Below are 16,354 nucleotides of genomic sequence, written 5' to 3'. Positions count from 1 at the left end.
TTTATTGGATAAAAATTTTTTATTTTTAGATTTGTTGAAATTCATACCCTGCCGAGAAATTGCAGATTACATAAAGCAACAGAATTTGCTGCAATAATTAATTTAAAATATCAGGTTAGTGGTGATTTAATCCAGATTTATATGAAGCCGAATGGACTTGGTTATGCGCGGCTTGGGCTAATCGTTTCAAAGAAAATCGAACAGCACGCAGTCAAACGTAATTGGATTAAACGTATACTGCGAGAGACATTTCGTAGAAACCGGCTCAACGATGAAACAAATGAAATAGATTGGGTAATACGATTACGACGTCCTGTTGCTAGGAATGAATCGATAAAACTGGCCACTGAAACGCAATTATTAATGCACCAGCTACAGCAATGTCACGGTTAATTATTGCCTTTATAAAATTCTACCAGTACTGCATCAGCCCACTTTCGGCACCTTCATGTCGTTTTAGCCCAACCTGCTCACAATATGCCTGTGAGGCATACGCAAAATATGGGCTACTCCATGGAACACGATTAAGTATCTGGCGCATACTGCGATGTAATCCTTGGAGTAAAGGTGGTTACGAGCCGGTTCCCTGATTAAGTATTAATTCCCGCTATCGCACATAGAAAATTTACTACTTTATACCTACAAAACTATCGACGACGTAGCTCTGCCATAAAATGAAAATACAGCAAAGAACCCAATTGCACGATCAACTGACACGCATCGCACACAAGCAGTTTTGTCGAAAAAAACCAACCTGATCAGATAAATAATGGAAACAAAAAAACTTGTACTTATTATCATTTTCTCCACCTCGTTACTTTTTCTTTGGGACGCGTGGCAAAAAGAATTATACCCGTCTGCTTCACAAGTAATGTCCGGAGCGGCCTCGAATTCATCAAATCAGCGTCATGACCCGTTACCAGTGCCAGGCGATGAATTGTCTTCGTCAACCGGGGAACCTGGAATTTCTTCCGGAATAGAAAACGGCAACCCATCCGTAACGCCTAATCTATTCACAATAGGGGAAAAAATTCACATCAAAACGGATATGGTCGTTGCTGAAATTGACACAGCAGGCGGCGATATACGGCAACTTGGTTTAATCCAACACCCATCCAGAGAAGATAAAAATAAACCATACGAACTATTATTGGATAAAACCGCGCGATTCCATGTTGCACAATCAGGGTTGATCGGCGATGGATTACCTAATCACAAAACAAAATATACGATAGATTCGAATAATTATAGCTATGAACTTGAGCCTGGTCAGGACAAGATAGTGATACGTCTCCTGGCACCCGAAATGGATGGTATACAAGTAGCCAAGATTTATACCTTCCATCGCGGCAGCTATGTAATAGATGTCAATTTTGAGATAGAAAATCATAGTGATACTACAATTATTCCATTCTCATATTTTCAGATGTTCCGGGATGCAAACGACCCTACCGATGCCAGTACAATGGTTCACTCCTATACAGGAGCTGCAATGTATACGGAGGCGGATAAATTTCTAAAAATAAAATTTTCTGACCTAGATAAAAATAAAGCAGAATACCCAACCAATGCAGATAATGGCTGGATAGCTATGCTTGAGCACTATTTCTTGACTGCCTGGCTACCTGCACAGAATACGCCCCGTGAGTATTACGCAAAACAACTGGCGCCTAACCAATATACAGCCGGTGTTATTGCACCCCTTGGTACGATTGAACCAGGGCAAACTAAAAACATAACAATGCCTTTCTACGCAGGCCCTCAGGAGCAAAATAAACTTGCTGAGCTGGCACCGGGACTTGAACTTACAGTTGACTATGGCTGGTTGACAGTACTTGCTGTGCCATTATTTTGGTTGCTTTCTTTTTATCATTCGTGGACAGACAACTGGGGTGCAGCAATTATTCTCCTGACGTTGACTGTCAAATTGATATTTTTCCCGCTATCTGCAGCCGGCTATCGCTCCATGGCTAAACTGCGGGTAGTTACTCCTAAATTGCAGCGAATACGTGAACAATACGCCAGTGATCGTCAGCGTATGCATCAAGCGATGATGGAGTTTTACAAAGAAGAAAAAATTAACCCGATGGGCGGCTGTTTGCCAATTTTAGTCCAGATTCCCGTATTTATTGCTTTGTTTTGGACATTAATGGCTGCTGTTGAATTGCGCTATGCACCGTTTGCATTATGGATCACTGATATGTCTGTACCTGATCCGTATTATGTACTCCCGGTAATTATGGGCGTATCAATGTGGATCCAATCTAAACTCAGCCCTACACCTGCAGATCCAATGCAGGCAAAAGTAATGCAGATTATGCCTATTGCATTTAGCATTTTCTTTTTCTTTTTCCCGTCTGGACTCGTACTTTATTCACTCTGTAACAATATCCTTTCGATCACCCAGCAATGGCAAATAACGCGGATGTACGAAAACAAAGCTGAAGAAGAAGCTAACAAGGACAAAAATAAGAAAAAAAGAAAGGACAAACCAGAAACTGCTACAGAGAAATCTCAACTGCTTGCTCCCTCTGCTGCTGATGACGAAAACACAGTCAAGGAAGAAGTAATATCTGTTGCAAACACTGCGCAAAACGAAAAACCGCAATCACCTGCCGCAGCAGTACCCGCTCAAAATAAAGCACCGGCAAAAACAAAAAGCGCACCTGCTAGTAAGAGAGCAAAGAAGAAATAGACTATCATTTACCGGTTATTTAGCATCATGAATAACCGGTAATTTAAGTAGTATCCATGGAGATCATTCATAGTAAGCCCCGATATCATTGCAGCTATCGCAACACCCCCTGGCAAAGGTGGAATTGGCGTAATACGTATTTCCGGCAGTAATCTGCAACACTTGGCAGAGACGATACTGGGGAAAATCCCAGAACCGCGCTACGCCTGCTTCGGCAAATTTCTGGATGCAAATGGCCAGATCATTGATCAAGGTATTGCGCTTTATTTTCCGGCACCCAACTCATACACTGGCGAAGACATACTTGAATTACAAGGACATGGCGGCCCAGCAATCATGAATCTGTTGCTTAACCGATGCCTTTCTGCGGGTGCTCGCCTAGCACAACCGGGGGAATTTACACTACGCGCTTACCTGAATAATAAAATTGACTTAATCCAGGCCGAAAGCGTAGCTGCCATCATCGAAGCCAGCACCCATGAGGCTGCACGTTGCGCGATTAATTCTTTGCAAGGCCAATTCTCTGCCAGGATTGATGAGCTGGTAAGTTTATTGATCACGCTCCGCATGCTCATAGAAGCAATTCTCGATTTTCCAGAAGATGAGATTGATAATTTGCAGGCATCGCGCATCAAGGAAAGACTGAGTCATATTCGTACCCAATTTGAGCAAATATTCATCGCAGCACAGCGAGGAAACTTATTGCAGGAAGGGATCAAAATTGTCCTCGTAGGCGCACCCAATGTAGGCAAATCCAGTTTATTGAACCAGCTGGTTGAGGATGATGCCGCCATCGTTACAGAAATCCCAGGAACCACTCGTGACACTATCCAAAGAACTATTGCCATTGCCGGCATACCCATTCATATTACCGACACAGCGGGTCTGAGAGAAACCAGTGATGTTGTCGAACAAAAAGGTATCGAACGCACGCATGCTGCGATTAAGAATGCCAACATGGTGCTTCAGTTGGTGGATAGCAGTCAACATCAGCCTGATACAAAAGATCAAATACAGAAATGTATCCCTTGTGACAAGCCCCTGATCACTGTATTCAACAAAATTGATCTTCTGAATCAGCGGCCAAGAATTGAAGGTGAAAGAACCGATATCAGCATTCATCTTTCTGCTAAAACTGGCGCAGGCATCGAATTGCTACGCGAAAAAATACTGGATATCGTCGGCTGGCAATTCAATCACTCCGGAGAGGGGGTTTTTATGGCCAGGCAGCGCCATCTGGAAGCGCTGAAACAAGCCAAGGAAAATCTGCAAAATGCACAAATATTCACTGAAAATGAATCGCAGTTGGAGCTGCTCGCCGAAGAACTCAGACTTGCACAACATGCCCTATCGGCAATAACAGGGAAATTTACTGCTGATGATCTGCTTGGAGAAATTTTTTCTCATTTCTGCATCGGAAAATAGCATCTTTTTCTTTGCTATAAACCGAGAACTGGTATTAAAGAAAATGATCCAGCAATTTACGGCTATGGCGATCAAGCGCCAAGCGATCACGAATCAGAAAATGAATGCCATAGCTATCTGTAATCATCAACGATGACACTGTTAAACGGCGGATATCTTCTTCACCTTTGAGTAGAAAAGTAGACTCGCCGCGATCCGTTTCAACTTGCCAGGTATTCGGTGTAATAAAGCTTGAGACCTTAAGAACACGCATTATCTCGGGCACAAATTCACGACTCGCAAGCTCCGATTCAATGAGCACACGATAATCTTCCGGCAAATCAGCCAATCGCTCTATCCACAATAACTCATGGCCGTGCGAATCAATCAAAGCAATCCCTTGATCTGGATCAGTAATCGGAAATGATCGTACCGGCACTACACCCTCTTGCATCAAGCCGGTCCGGTCGGTAAAAACCAATCGCCCATATGAATTCCGGTTTAGTTGATACTTATCTGCACCATTCATTTATGTTCCCCCGCAGCACTATGCTCCGCAACGGAAACAATGGCCCGATCCTCAGTATCGACATTACGCGCTTGAGCCAGATACAAACGATAGTAATAGCCTTCACGCGCCATCAATTCAGTATGATTTCCAATTTCTACGATTCTACCCCGGTCAAGAACAATCAACCGATTGGCCTCGCGCAAAGTCGACAGGCGATGCGCGATGGCAATCGTTGTACGGCCACGCACCAGATTATCCAATGCCTTCTGAATATCTTTTTCAGTAGTTGTATCAACCGAAGAAGTCGCTTCATCCAAAATCAGAATACGCGGATCAATCAATAGTGCACGAGCAATCGAGATACGTTGACGCTCACCACCAGACAGCGCTTGACCACGTTCCCCTACCAGCGAATCGTAACCATGGGGCAGTCGCAGAATAAATTCATGGGCATGCGCCGCGCGAGCGGCTGAAACAATTTCCGGGCGTGTTGCATCCGGTTTACCATAGGCAATATTTTCCGCAATGGTGCCATAAAACAGAAAAGGCTCCTGAAGAACCAGCCCGATATTTTTGCGATACTCAGCAATCGGTAACGAGCGTATATCATGCCCATCAATCAGAATCATTCCTTCGGTAACATCGTAGAAACGGCAGATCAAATTGACTAAGGTGCTTTTCCCGGAACCGCTGTGCCCAACTAAGCCAATCATTTCTCCGGGCTTGATAATCAGATTGATGTCACGCGTGATGCTACGCGTTCCATAACGGAAACCGACATTGCGCAATTCAATTTTCCCCTGGATTGCCGGCAAATGCACAGGATTAGATGATTCCGGAACGCTGGAAACATGGTCCAGAATGTCAAAAATCCGCTTGGTGCCCGCGGCGGCTTTTTGCGTGACGGAAACAATACGGCTCATCGTATCGAGTCGAATATAAAAACGGCCAATATAAGCAAGAAAGGCGGTAAGCACCCCGACTGTAATTTCATCCTTCGATATCTGCCAAATACCAAATACCCACACAACCAGTAACCCGACTTCTGTCAGTAACGTAACAGTCGGTGTAAATAACGACCAGATTCTGTTCACACGATCGTTGATCTGCAAATTCCGCTGATTTGCGGCGTGGAAACGCGCCGATTCTCTCTTTTCCTGTGCGAATGCCTTCACCACCCGGATGCCCGGAATAGTATCCGCAAGCACATTATTCACTTCAGCCCAGATACGATCAACCTTCTCAAAACCAATTCGCAACCGGTCCCGAACCAGATGAATCAACCATGCAATAATCGGCAAAGGCACGAGCGTCACAAGTGCCAGCCACGGATTGATTGAAATTAGAATCACGGCTGTCATAACAATCATGATGACATCGGTGGCAAAATCCAGCAAATGCAATGAAATAAAAAGATTAATACGATCAGTTTCAGCGCCGATGCGTGCCATTAAATCACCGGTACGTTTGCCGCCGAAATATTCCTGGGAAAGATTGAGAAGATGCTCGTAAGTTGCGGTACGCAGGTCAGCACCGATGCGCTCCGAAACCAGTGCCAGCATATACGTTCGTGCCCAACCCAACATCCAAGCAAGTACCGCTGCAACCAGCAAACCAGAAAGATACAGCGTTACCAAATCCGTATTGATCGGTTGACCATTCTGATACGGTATCAACACATTATCCATGAGCGGCATGGTTAAATAGGGTGGCACCAATGTTGCGGCGGTACTACATAAGGTCAACAAAAATCCAATAAGCAAGCGGCCTTTGTAGGGCTTTGCGAAGCGCCACAAACGCAATAATGTCCAGGTAGAAGGTGGTGCATGACTCTGTTTGTCGCAGACTGGGCACTCTTCCTGTTCAGAGGATAGAAATGCAGCACAGTTCGGGCATTGAACCTGTGTATGCTCCGCTACTACCGGCAGTTTACCGGTAAGATAATAGTCGAGTTGTTGCGTAAAGCATTCGATGAGTCGACTCACTGCTATATCGTTACCTAAACGGTAACGCCAATAAGCAAGCCGTGCATGCGCATCAAATAATTCAAGACAACCGACACCGGCGTAATCCCGTTGCGCCAGCAATAAGTCTTTCTGATAATACCATTCTTGCCAAATTTCATCGCTTGCCATTTTGGTCAGTAAGCGCTTATTGGTCACCACTACAAGGCCGGTGGCGAAATGGAGTTGTGTATCGAGATCAATTTCAAGCCAGGCAAGTACATTTTCTTCAGCGATTAATTGTGAAGAAAGTGCTTCGACCCAGATCGATGGGAGATTATTCAGTGATAAACTCTGGATTTGCTGCATTCGCTAAGCTGCAAGAAAAGACAATATAAGAATTTCTCTAGAAAATTAAGTGGCGAGGCGCGATCAAATACCAAATGGATTGATGCAGAATTTGCTTACAGCTACAGCTTCTTCAACAACATGCTTTTATCATTTCCGCTCAATCAAATGAACGCGTATTTTATACTAACCGGTAACCGTTAGACCAAGGTCTAAGAACTTTTTCTAGATTTTTCTGGAATTACTCGTAGATACCAGCGCTGTATTTGTGATTGGATCGCGCTGCTACTACGGCTTTAATTCTTTCCAGAAAAGTTCGCCGGATTCTATCTAGACACCAAATGAAAATAAAAAACAACCTGATAACAACTATTTATTGGAATCTAACCATTCATCAAGCTCATTATTATCAACATGAGTATCTATCGGTAATTCGTCAGTCAATTCAGGCTCATCATCAATACGCGCATCTGTCGGCATGTCATCAATCCGTTCAGGTTCATTATCAATATGTGCGTCTACCGATAAGTCATCAACCAATTTAAGCACATTGTCAATATAAGCATCTAGCGATGATTCATCACCCAGCTCAGATTCATCACCCATATGCGTATCTATCGACAAGTCATCAACCAGTATCGTGTTATCTATAGCTGACTTACTTTTTTCCAGGAATTGCCAATAAGTTGCGGACACCAGGGCAAAAGTAAACAGCACTATCAGCAGCAATAATAGCTTTCCAGTATTAAAATGCTCGCCATGTCCGCCGTAAACGGAAGTGCCATCACCTGAATTAATAATCCTCAATGTGGGCTGGCAATTCTCCAAAGCCGCTCTACGGGCTGATTGCAACCGATACAAAGTACTCTGCTTAATAGTCTCATCAGCACCGAAGTCTAAAAATCTGGCAATTTCCTTTCCCAGCTCTTGTTCGTTCATAATTTCACTCCTTTCTCCCTGAGAATTGTTGCCAATGCATGAACTGCCCGCGAACAATGGGTTTTTACACTCCCTTCCGAGCATTTCATAATTAAAGCTGTCTCCGCTAAACTCATCTCTTCCCAGTAACGCAGTATGAAGGCTTCTCGTTGACGTGCCGGAAGAATTTCTATTGCCTTTTCTATTAAACCAATCAGTTGGGATCTTTCTAGCTGCGCATCAGGTTCTTTAGTGAAATTGGATTCCGGTTTTATCTGTAAAGTTTCGAGAATATCGAAGTCTTCTTGGTTCTTGTCCTGATCATTGGGTGTAAATGCTGAAAACAATGTAGTCCATAATGAACGGATCTTTTGCCTCCGATAGTAATCGCGAATGGTATTCTGCAGGATACGCTGAAACAAAAGTGGTAACTCTTCCGTCGGCTTCGAAGCATATTTCAGCGCAAGCTTCATCATAGAATCTTGCACAATATCCAATGCCACATGTTCATCATGAACCGCAAACAATGCTTGTTTATAGGCGCGCTTCTCGGTTCCAGCCAGAAAATCTGAAAGTTCTTGTCGAGTAGCCAGAATTGCCAACCTTTAAGTAAAAATTAAACGTAATCTGAAAAATTAAAGCCAACTGGTGCGAAGTTTTTAAAACTTCAGAAAAACATCATAATGACAGCTGAAACAATATTAAATTTCTGCAAGAATAGGAGATGGACTTCATTTATCCTAGTAGCAGTTTATATCAGATAATCCAATATCAATGCCTGTGCGCAATGATTTTATAACTATTCTACTTATATTTTGCTAAAACAAAGTACTTATTGTTTAACAACCCAACAAAGACCTACTTTTATGCAACAACGCATAGTCAATTGCCCTCAATGTAGTAAGCATGTAATCTGGGAACCGGCTAGCCGCTTTCGCCCATTTTGTTCTGAACGGTGCAAAACAAATGATTTGTCACAATGGGCTCAGGAATCTTACCGAATTCCTGAGCCAGAGAAAAATCTGGAAGACAATAAAACAAATGAGTCTATCTAATGGATGAGTCGATTTATGAGAAGAATCGCCAATTACAGCGCAAGCTGGATCATCTAATCAAACAGGCCAGAGCCAATGAAAAAAAACAGGAATTATATGAAACTTTTGGTTTCGAAATTATCGGAGCCAGTACGCCAAAACAATTGCGTGATTTACTATTATCTCAAACCATAGCACGGTTTCAGCTCCTGGATGTTGTGTTATGTCTCGTTGATCATCATAGAGATACCGAACGCCTGTTTTTTGAACACGATGAAGAAGCTCGTTTGAATTTTGAGAACAAACTACTGATTCTTGATACCTTAAAAGATGCGGAGATCATCCAATCATTGGTCAGTCATCCGATGTTGGGTACTGAAGTATTAAAAAAATACCCTTGGATGACAGTCAATTTAAAAAATAAAGCTCAAATTCGAAGTGCTGCATTCTTGCCACTGCTACGTAGCGATCGAATCATCGGCGCATTATTGTTGTTAAGCCACGATATTAACCGCTACCAACAAGGTGTTGGAACGCTTTTTCTGCAGAAACTGTCAGCCATGACTGCCGTTGCAGTAGAAAATTGCCTCAACCAACAAAGAATCAAGGAAGTCAGTTATCAGGATGTTTTAACACAAGCTTATAATCGCCGCTATTTCGATTTGCGTTTCAAAGATGAGATTGCCAGATGTATCCGCTGGGATGATGATCTGATTTGCATGTTTCTTGACGTTGATCATTTCAAAAATGTAAATGACACGTACGGGCATCAAACGGGTGACTTGGTGTTACGGCACATGGTCAGCTTAATCAAAGAGCAAGTCAGATCCTGTGATATCGTGGCGCGTTACGGCGGAGAAGAATTTGTCGTCGCGCTGCCGACGACAACACTACAGGCTGCTCATGAAATCGCGGAACGTCTACGCCAGGCGATTTATTCTACAACCTTGAATTTTCATGACAAACAATTCAATGTATCGATTTCAATCGGCATGGCCAGTTTAAGAAGCTTATTAACCGCCCAACCACCCGATGCCGAGTTTATCGGCACAACCCTGCTAGACAGAGCAGACAAAGCATTATACGCCGCCAAAAAAGGCGGCAGGAATCAGGTAGCGGTTTACACCAATCCGGCAACGTATGAAATGACGGAATAATCCATTAGTCAGTTTTCCGCTGCATCGTTTCAATCAATTATACGATACCACGCATCATGGCTATACCCTGCGCACCCATTTCCTGCGCTATCGGCAAATCTTCCGGATGTAGTCCGCCCAATGCATAAACCGGCAACGAATAATCACGAATCAGCGTGGCAAATCTTTTCCAGCCCAGTGGCGATATTTCCGGATGGCTGAGCGTTGATTGCACCGGTCCTAACACAACAAAATCAAACCCCAGTTGCTCTGCTGCAAAAAGTTCTTCGACATTGTGGCAAGATGCGCCACATAAACCATATTCCGGATCAGGACGGCACGACAATGCCATCAGTTGCGATGACGCAAAATGCACACCGTCGGCACCCAACTCACGAGCCAGTTCCGCATCGCCGTTTATCAACACTTTTGCTTGATAAGACTGCGCAAGAGCAAGTACCTGCATGGAAAATTCCCGCAGTACATCTTTCGCCATTTGTTTCTCGCGAATTTGCAGCAGACGCAGGCCATTCTGCAATGCTAGTTCAATCTGCTTCAATGCCGGTTCAATCCCGATCTCAGTCGCTTGGGTAATAGCATAAACCGGCGGCAACAAAAGCGCTTGCAAAATGGGGCCATTGGCAGGCAGGACAGGAGAAACTTCAACTTGATGTGGCTGTTGCCAGGATAATCCTTGTTTTTCCCTGGGCGAAGGCTTGCCTTCCCATTCCACCACACGAAAAAAATGCAAGCGCACCGTAGCATGCGAATAAGTAAAAATTCTTGTTAACCAAGGATGGGCTTGACGAACGTGAATGCCCAGCTCTTCCCACAGCTCACGCTCCAGCGCATGCAACAGCGATTCGTTCGGTTCAACCTTGCCCCCGGGAAATTCCCAATAACCGGAATAGACTTTTCCTCCGGGCCGACGCGCCAGCAAAAATTGCCCATCTGGCCGTAAAATCACAGCTGCGACAACTTCAACGATTGGGATTGATTCAGCGAGTGGTGCAGATAAATGGTGCATGAATTATTTTAATTACCACAGCCTGATTTTTGTCTACCCGCCAGATCCCGCGCAAACTGCCAAGCTACCCGCCCGCTGCGTGAACCGCGTTCCAGAGCCCATTGCAAAGCTTCTGTACGCGCCAATGCGGTCATTTCTTGGATTCCAAAATAAGCCAGCCAATAGCACACGATCTCCAGGTACTGATCCTGATCGAACGGATAAAACGATACCCACAAACCAAAACGCTCCGATAACGAAATTTTTTCCTCAATCGCCTCGCTCGGATGCACTTCCTCGCCGATGTGCCGCGTATCAAGATTATCGCGCATGAACTCCGGCACCATATGACGCCGGTTCGATGTAGCATAGATCACAACATTATCGGAAACCGTGGCGATCGACCCATCCAGCACAACCTTAAGCGCCTTATACCCCGGCTCATCGGTCTCAAATGACAAATCGTCACAAAACAAAATAAACCGCTCCGGACGCTGATAGATCCTTTCCACAATGTCATGCAAATCGACGAGGTGATGCTTTTCCACCTCGATCAGGCGCAATCCATCGCCTGCATATTTATTCAACAATGCCTTGATCAGTGAAGATTTACCCGTGCCGCGCGCACCGGTCAACAGCACATTATTAGCAGAAAATCCCTGCACAAACTGCTGCGTATTCTGGTCAATCCGCTGCTTCTGATCGTCAATGCCGCACAATGCATCGAGCGCAATCCGGTGCGGATGTGTAATCGACTGGATATACCCTGCATTCCCTTGCCTGCGCCAACGAAAAGCTATCGCCGTTTGCCAGTCAGGTTCCGGTTGTGTAATCGGCAAAAACTTCTCCAGGTGATCGAGCAGCCTGTCCGCCCGCTCATAGAGCTTGTCTAAATCATTCATGGGATATTGGCTTAACTGCGATAGCTCGCATTAATCTTAACGTAATCATAAGAAAAATCGCAGGTCCATACGGTGGTAGAAGCGGAACCGCGATTCAGCACCACACGGATGGTAATCTCGGCTTGATTCATCACGCGCTGCCCATCCGCTTCGCGATAATGCGGCGCTCTTCCACCTTGTTCCGCAACCAGCACATCGTCCAGATACAATTGAATCCCGCTCACATCCAGATCATCAACCCCGGCATATCCGATTGCCGCCAGAATACGTCCCAGATTGGGATCCGACGCAAAGAAAGCTGTTTTAACCAGCGGTGAATGGGCAATGGCATAAGCCACTTTGGCACATTCCTCCGCATCCTTGCCCGCTTCGATTTGTACGGTAATAAACTTGGTCGCGCCTTCGCCGTCACGCACGATCATTTTCGCCAAGTCGGCGGCAATCGCGGTCACGGCTTGCTGCAATTGAGCGAATTCGCTGCTGTCTTGCCGGGTAATCTCCACATTCCCGGCTTTTCCAGTTGCTACGACAATGAACGCATCGTTGGTCGACGTATCGCCATCCACCGTAATGCGATTAAACGAATGGTCCGCTGCATACTGCACCATTGTCTGCAACAAAGGCTGGCTGATCACCGCATCGGTCGCCACATACCCCAGCATCGTCGCCATATTCGGACGGATCATGCCGGAACCCTTGGCGATGCCGGTCACCGTCACGGTTTTGCCACCGATCTGGACCTGCTTCGATGCTGCTTTCGGCACGATATCCGTTGTCATGATCGCATGCACGGCGTTGAACCAATTATCCGCTTTGCAATTGGATACCGCGGCGGGCAATCCTTGAATAATCTTATCCACCGGCAAAGGTTCCATGATCACACCGGTCGAGAACGGCAATATCTGCTGTGTCGTGCAACCCAATAACCGGCCTAATTCGGAACAAGTCGCCAAAGCATGCTGAATCCCTGCCTCCCCAGTTCCGGCATTGGCGTTCCCAGTATTCACCACCAGTGCGCGGATGGCTGATTGCGCCAAATGCTGCTTTGCCACAATCACCGGCGCAGCGCAAAAACGGTTTTGCGTAAACACCCCGGCTACTTTGGCGCCTTCATCCAACCGCATCACCAGCAAATCCTTGCGGTTCGCCTTTTTGATACCGGCTTCAGCGATACCAAGGGCTACGCCCACAACGGGCAACAATTGTTCGGGAGTTAGAGGAGGAATATTGACAGGCATAGTAAATCATCACGGTTATTAGAATGCCGCTATGCTACCGTATCTTCAATCATGTTTTCCAGAAATTACACTATCATTTTTCCCGCAATGAGCCATATTTTCGCTATGATTGGCTCAAGCATTTAACCCTAACAACTTCACATGGATAAAAATTTCACAGGACAGAATTTGAACGGCCGCAGTTTCCGCGGGCAGGATTTGCGCGGCGCGGATTTTTCCGATTGTCAGTTGAAAAGCTGCGATTTCAGCAATGCTGATTTGACCGGCGCCAAATTTTGCCGGGCGACAATGGGGGTCAATAAGCAACGCACTATATTCAAGTGGGCATTGGCTTTCATACTTGGCAGTGCTTGTGGAATTATTTCGTTGATCTTCAATTTTCTTTCTTTTTTCTATATTAATGATGCTTTTAAGAGCCTAACCGGGATCAATGCAACCACAGAGGGTAGCTACAACTTCCTCGCTCTCGTATTATTGCTTGCAGTGAGTACCTGCCTGTCAGTTTGGGTCGCGCTGAAATACCGGGATTTGGCGGATCATTGGGTGGCATTATTTAGCGATAGCGGTAACGGGAGCGGGATTGGTAACGATAGTGGGGACGGTAGGAGCGGTAGTGGGAGCGGCAATAGCGGGAACGGTGGTGTTAGTGATAATGGAAGAGGAAATAAGAGTACTAGTGGAAGCGGACATAGGAGTGCTAGTGCTAGCGGGAGTAGGAGTAGGAATGGGAGTGGCGATAACTATCAGCTATTCGTTATTCGTTATTCGGTTGGTATCTTAATCGCCACGCGATGCAATCCGAAGAACCAATGCTGGCGTTATTGCACCGCAATGCGTTGGCGTGGCGTTGCTGGAGCGGTACGCAATTTGCCGGCGCCACGCTCGCCCATACCGATTTCAGCGATACGGATCTGGCGGGTGCACGTTTTGCCGCTGCCAAGTTCCATCAACCGGATTTCACCCATGCTAAAAACCTGCATTTGGCCTGGATATATGGTTCACCGCTGGAACGCAAAGCAGTGCGCCTGTTATTGACTGACGGTATAGTGGATAACCGGGATTTTTCCCATCTCAATCTGCGCGGCTTGTCGTTCCGGGGATTGAACCTTTCCCAGTGTAACTTTTACCATGCCGACTTGAGCGAAGCCGATTGCAGCGATTGCAATTTGACCGACGCCGATTTTTCCGAAGCGATGGTGCTTGGTGCGCGGTTTAATGGTGCAACAATGACCGGCGCGATCATCGATAATTGGAGCATGGACAAGCAAACGCAATTCGACCGGGTAGACTGCGAATACGTCTACACCCAACGCGACCGCAGCGAGCGCAACCCGCCGCAAGGTGAATTCAAACCCAGCGAATTCAGTAAGCTATACCAGGAAATCGCGAACACCGTGGACTTCATCGCGCATAGCCCGGATGAATTGCAAGCCTTGCTGCGCGCGATCGAAAGCATCAAACAGCAAGGCGGCGATATCGTCATCCAGAGCCTGGAGCGCAAAAACGAATCGGTGGTGGTGCGCACGCAAAGCCATGACAGCATAGACAAGGCGGCTGTGTATGCCGAAGTGAAAGAAAAAATGGCTTTGGAAATGAATTTACTGCAACGAGAACACGAGAAACAATTGCTCACGCAAAAGCTGGAGTTAACCGAAGTCCATCATCACCATGAAACCGAATTGCGCGACAAGCACGACAGCTTGCTGGCGCAGTTTATCAACAAAGCTATGGAAAACCCTAAGGTGGAAATCATGAATGATCATAGCCGTCACATCGAGAACGCGTCGATCAACCATTCCGCCGTTAATCTCGGCGATCACAGTATGGTCAGCAATCATATCGAACAGGTTGCCGATGCCGAGCTGAAAACCGCACTTCAAGCATTACAGCAGTTGCTGGCCAACAGCCACTTGCCAGCCATCGACAAACAAGAAGCCCAGAAAGCCGTCGGCGATCTCGCCGCCATCAGCCATAAACCGGAAACCGGAAACCGAGCGAAAAAGTCTGGCACGGCGCAGCCTGGCATTTTTGAAAGACTTGCACAAAGATCTGTCGAGCGCCGCCGAGCTTGGCGAGCAATATGGCAAGCTGTTGATTAAGGTGATGGCCTGGTTCTAGGCACAGTACTTGAATAGCCTTTGAAGAGTTAGAATCTGTCTTTTAATTCACGAAGAAGGGGTAAAAATGGATCGCACCATCAGCTACAAAGAACGCCGCCACTATAAATACAATTTATTTAAGGAGTTCCAGTATCCAACCAATATTCTCCCCCCGCATGCCATCTCGACCAGATTTATCGATCTCGATTTGAGCGGTTTGCTGACGATCAAAAAGAATTATGCTTGGGATGGCGCCAGCGGGCCGGTTTTCGATACCCAAAAAATCATGCGTGGTTCGCTGGTGCATGATGCTTTGTATCAATTGATGCGTGAGAAATACCTGCCGCAAAAAGCACGTGAAAATGCGGACTGGTTACTACGAGAGATTTGTCTTGAGGATGGTATGCCCAAGTTCAATGCGGATTTGGTTTACCTGGCGGTGGATTTGTTTGGCGGGCTCTATACAAAATCGGATTTGTTGCACGCACCGTAACGATTTAAAGGAAATAAAGAAATGATTATTTGGTTTCACCAACAAAAAACCCCGGAAATCCGGGGTTTTTTGTTATTGATACTCTAATTTATTCAGGCACAATATTTGAAGCTTGTTTACCTTTAGGCCCTGTTGTTACATCAAAGGTAACGCGTTGAGCTTCGCGCAATGATTTAAAACCATTGCTATTGATTGCAGAGAAGTGTGCAAACAAATCTTCTCCACCGTTGTCTGGAGTAATAAAACCAAAACCTTTAGCGTCATTAAACCATTTTACAATACCTGTTGCCATGTTATTTCCTTAATAATTAAAAATTTACGTCTATGGTAATCCATAGTAGCCATCGAATATCAAGGAAAAATGGTCAACCAAAAGCATCACAATTTAATAACTTGAATCCAAAAGACATAGGTAAGATACACGTTTCCTGAAAAAGTTCAAGTATTTATTTATAGCAGCAGCATGACCGCCACATTATTCCAGTTAAAGATGAACCTAGGGAAACGCTGAATAACTCATCGCGCAGTAGAGATCAAGCCGAGTGATCATGTAATATTGCGATAATTTGCCCAATTTTGACCTGAATCGCATCATTTTTTGCATTATTACCCTCATTTCTTGTTTTC

Annotated in this window: 17 protein-coding genes and 1 pseudogene; 9 read left to right on the top strand and 9 right to left on the bottom strand. The window is 45.5% G+C overall.

Annotation, left to right across the window (positions count from 1 at the left end; genetic code table 11):
* Nucleotides 1-21 precede the first annotated feature (21 nt).
* From rnpA to mnmE, 4 genes are all read left to right on the top strand, one after another.
* Entirely contained in the window at nucleotides 22-393 is a 372-nt protein-coding gene (rnpA, locus tag QZ942_RS09485; protein WP_366836342.1) for a ribonuclease P protein component, read from the top strand.
* Complete coding sequence (yidD, locus tag QZ942_RS09480) at nucleotides 381-590, top strand: membrane protein insertion efficiency factor YidD (protein WP_292994977.1); 210 nt, start codon at nucleotides 381-383, stop codon at nucleotides 588-590. The genes rnpA and yidD overlap by 13 nt, the downstream gene beginning before the upstream one ends.
* Before the next feature lie 179 nt (nucleotides 591-769).
* Nucleotides 770-2,695: a membrane protein insertase YidC gene (gene yidC / locus QZ942_RS09475; protein ID WP_292994976.1), complete on the top strand. Its 1,926-nt coding sequence runs from the start codon at nucleotides 770-772 to the stop codon at nucleotides 2,693-2,695.
* A 69-nt stretch (nucleotides 2,696-2,764) separates the two neighbouring features.
* Nucleotides 2,765-4,120 (top strand): tRNA uridine-5-carboxymethylaminomethyl(34) synthesis GTPase MnmE, encoded by a 1,356-nt coding sequence (gene mnmE, locus QZ942_RS09470; protein WP_292995047.1) that lies wholly within the window; start codon nucleotides 2,765-2,767, stop codon nucleotides 4,118-4,120.
* A gap of 34 nt (nucleotides 4,121-4,154) precedes the next feature.
* Here the strand turns inward: mnmE and QZ942_RS09465 are convergent, their stop codons facing one another.
* The 4 genes from QZ942_RS09465 to QZ942_RS09450 form a co-directional block, all read right to left on the bottom strand.
* Nucleotides 4,155-4,628 carry a DUF1854 domain-containing protein gene (locus QZ942_RS09465; RefSeq protein WP_292994975.1) on the bottom strand — a complete coding sequence of 158 codons (474 nt, stop codon included), beginning with the start codon at nucleotides 4,626-4,628 and terminating at the stop codon, nucleotides 4,155-4,157.
* Nucleotides 4,625-6,922: an ABC transporter ATP-binding protein gene (locus QZ942_RS09460; protein WP_292994974.1), complete on the bottom strand. Its 2,298-nt coding sequence runs from the start codon at nucleotides 6,920-6,922 to the stop codon at nucleotides 4,625-4,627. Before QZ942_RS09460 ends, QZ942_RS09465 begins: the two co-directional genes overlap by 4 nt.
* A gap of 348 nt (nucleotides 6,923-7,270) precedes the next feature.
* Nucleotides 7,271-7,840 (bottom strand): DUF3619 family protein, encoded by a 570-nt coding sequence (locus tag QZ942_RS09455; RefSeq protein ID WP_292994973.1) that lies wholly within the window; start codon nucleotides 7,838-7,840, stop codon nucleotides 7,271-7,273.
* On the bottom strand, nucleotides 7,837-8,412 hold the full coding sequence (locus tag QZ942_RS09450) for an RNA polymerase sigma factor (protein WP_292995045.1): 576 nt from the start codon (nucleotides 8,410-8,412) through the stop codon (nucleotides 7,837-7,839). Before QZ942_RS09450 ends, QZ942_RS09455 begins: the two co-directional genes overlap by 4 nt.
* Before the next feature lie 273 nt (nucleotides 8,413-8,685).
* Between QZ942_RS09450 and QZ942_RS09445 the strand changes: the two genes are divergently transcribed.
* Complete coding sequence (locus QZ942_RS09445; protein WP_292994972.1) at nucleotides 8,686-8,874, top strand: DNA gyrase inhibitor YacG; 189 nt, start codon at nucleotides 8,686-8,688, stop codon at nucleotides 8,872-8,874.
* Nucleotides 8,874-10,010 carry a sensor domain-containing diguanylate cyclase gene (locus QZ942_RS09440; protein WP_292994971.1) on the top strand — a complete coding sequence of 379 codons (1,137 nt, stop codon included), beginning with the start codon at nucleotides 8,874-8,876 and terminating at the stop codon, nucleotides 10,008-10,010. Before QZ942_RS09445 ends, QZ942_RS09440 begins: the two co-directional genes overlap by 1 nt.
* A 37-nt stretch (nucleotides 10,011-10,047) precedes the next feature.
* On the opposite strand, the gene QZ942_RS09435 is transcribed toward QZ942_RS09440, so the two are convergent.
* Genes QZ942_RS09435 through argJ form a run of 3 tightly spaced genes read right to left on the bottom strand, consistent with a single transcriptional unit; the run spans nucleotide 10,048 to nucleotide 13,135 of the window.
* Nucleotides 10,048-11,016: a Nudix family hydrolase gene (locus QZ942_RS09435; protein WP_292994970.1), complete on the bottom strand. Its 969-nt coding sequence runs from the start codon at nucleotides 11,014-11,016 to the stop codon at nucleotides 10,048-10,050.
* Between the two features lie 8 nt (nucleotides 11,017-11,024).
* On the bottom strand, nucleotides 11,025-11,897 hold the full coding sequence (locus QZ942_RS09430) for an ATP-binding protein (RefSeq protein ID WP_292994969.1): 873 nt from the start codon (nucleotides 11,895-11,897) through the stop codon (nucleotides 11,025-11,027).
* A gap of 11 nt (nucleotides 11,898-11,908) precedes the next feature.
* The gene (gene argJ / locus QZ942_RS09425; protein WP_292994968.1) at nucleotides 11,909-13,135 is read right to left on the bottom strand and encodes a bifunctional glutamate N-acetyltransferase/amino-acid acetyltransferase ArgJ; all 1,227 of its coding nucleotides are present in this window, start codon (nucleotides 13,133-13,135) and stop codon (nucleotides 11,909-11,911) included.
* A gap of 141 nt (nucleotides 13,136-13,276) precedes the next feature.
* On the opposite strand from argJ, the pseudogene QZ942_RS14095 reads away from it, so the two are divergent.
* A pseudogene (locus QZ942_RS14095) lies at nucleotides 13,277-13,393 on the top strand (pentapeptide repeat-containing protein); the annotation flags it as partial.
* On the opposite strand, the gene QZ942_RS09420 reads toward QZ942_RS14095, so the two are convergent.
* A complete protein-coding gene (locus QZ942_RS09420) occupies nucleotides 13,360-13,512 on the bottom strand; it encodes a hypothetical protein (protein WP_292994967.1) in 153 nt (50 codons plus the stop codon). The pseudogene QZ942_RS14095 and the gene QZ942_RS09420 sit on opposite strands and share 34 nt — an antisense overlap.
* 414 nt (nucleotides 13,513-13,926) lie before the next feature.
* Here QZ942_RS09420 and QZ942_RS09415 point away from each other — a divergent pair, with 414 nt between their 5' ends.
* Together QZ942_RS09415 and QZ942_RS09410 are read left to right on the top strand one after the other, a co-directional pair.
* On the top strand, nucleotides 13,927-15,234 hold the full coding sequence (locus QZ942_RS09415; protein ID WP_292994966.1) for a pentapeptide repeat-containing protein: 1,308 nt from the start codon (nucleotides 13,927-13,929) through the stop codon (nucleotides 15,232-15,234).
* 85 nt (nucleotides 15,235-15,319) lie between these two features.
* The gene (locus QZ942_RS09410) at nucleotides 15,320-15,727 is read left to right on the top strand and encodes a DUF1353 domain-containing protein (protein WP_292994965.1); all 408 of its coding nucleotides are present in this window, start codon (nucleotides 15,320-15,322) and stop codon (nucleotides 15,725-15,727) included.
* An 88-nt stretch (nucleotides 15,728-15,815) separates the two neighbouring features.
* Here QZ942_RS09410 and QZ942_RS09405 read toward each other — a convergent pair whose 3' ends face one another.
* On the bottom strand, nucleotides 15,816-16,019 hold the full coding sequence (locus QZ942_RS09405) for a cold-shock protein (RefSeq protein WP_013964589.1): 204 nt from the start codon (nucleotides 16,017-16,019) through the stop codon (nucleotides 15,816-15,818).
* Nucleotides 16,020-16,354: the final 335 nt, after the last annotated feature.

This window comes from Nitrosomonas sp., from assembly GCF_021731985.1.
Taxonomy (GTDB): domain Bacteria; phylum Pseudomonadota; class Gammaproteobacteria; order Burkholderiales; family Nitrosomonadaceae; genus Nitrosomonas.
The sequence above is the reverse complement of the archived record's forward strand: the minus strand, read 5'-3'. Positions and strand labels throughout refer to the sequence as shown.

What these genes read in the sequence shown, in the direction of transcription:
- yidD (WP_292994977.1), top strand. Translation starts at nt 381, where the DNA reads ATGTCACGGTTAATTATTGCCTTTATAAAATTCTACCAGTACTGCATC.
- yidC (WP_292994976.1), top strand. Translation starts at nt 770, where the DNA reads ATGGAAACAAAAAAACTTGTACTTATTATCATTTTCTCCACCTCGTTA.
- QZ942_RS09465 (WP_292994975.1), bottom strand. Translation starts at nt 4,628, where the DNA reads ATGAATGGTGCAGATAAGTATCAACTAAACCGGAATTCATATGGGCGA.
- QZ942_RS09460 (WP_292994974.1), bottom strand. Translation starts at nt 6,922, where the DNA reads ATGCAGCAAATCCAGAGTTTATCACTGAATAATCTCCCATCGATCTGG.
- QZ942_RS09455 (WP_292994973.1), bottom strand. Translation starts at nt 7,840, where the DNA reads ATGAACGAACAAGAGCTGGGAAAGGAAATTGCCAGATTTTTAGACTTC.
- QZ942_RS09445 (WP_292994972.1), top strand. Translation starts at nt 8,686, where the DNA reads ATGCAACAACGCATAGTCAATTGCCCTCAATGTAGTAAGCATGTAATC.
- QZ942_RS09440 (WP_292994971.1), top strand. Translation starts at nt 8,874, where the DNA reads ATGGATGAGTCGATTTATGAGAAGAATCGCCAATTACAGCGCAAGCTG.
- QZ942_RS09435 (WP_292994970.1), bottom strand. Translation starts at nt 11,016, where the DNA reads ATGCACCATTTATCTGCACCACTCGCTGAATCAATCCCAATCGTTGAA.
- QZ942_RS09430 (WP_292994969.1), bottom strand. Translation starts at nt 11,897, where the DNA reads ATGAATGATTTAGACAAGCTCTATGAGCGGGCGGACAGGCTGCTCGAT.
- argJ (WP_292994968.1), bottom strand. Translation starts at nt 13,135, where the DNA reads ATGCCTGTCAATATTCCTCCTCTAACTCCCGAACAATTGTTGCCCGTT.
- QZ942_RS09415 (WP_292994966.1), top strand. Translation starts at nt 13,927, where the DNA reads ATGCAATCCGAAGAACCAATGCTGGCGTTATTGCACCGCAATGCGTTG.
- QZ942_RS09410 (WP_292994965.1), top strand. Translation starts at nt 15,320, where the DNA reads ATGGATCGCACCATCAGCTACAAAGAACGCCGCCACTATAAATACAAT.
- QZ942_RS09405 (WP_013964589.1), bottom strand. Translation starts at nt 16,019, where the DNA reads ATGGCAACAGGTATTGTAAAATGGTTTAATGACGCTAAAGGTTTTGGT.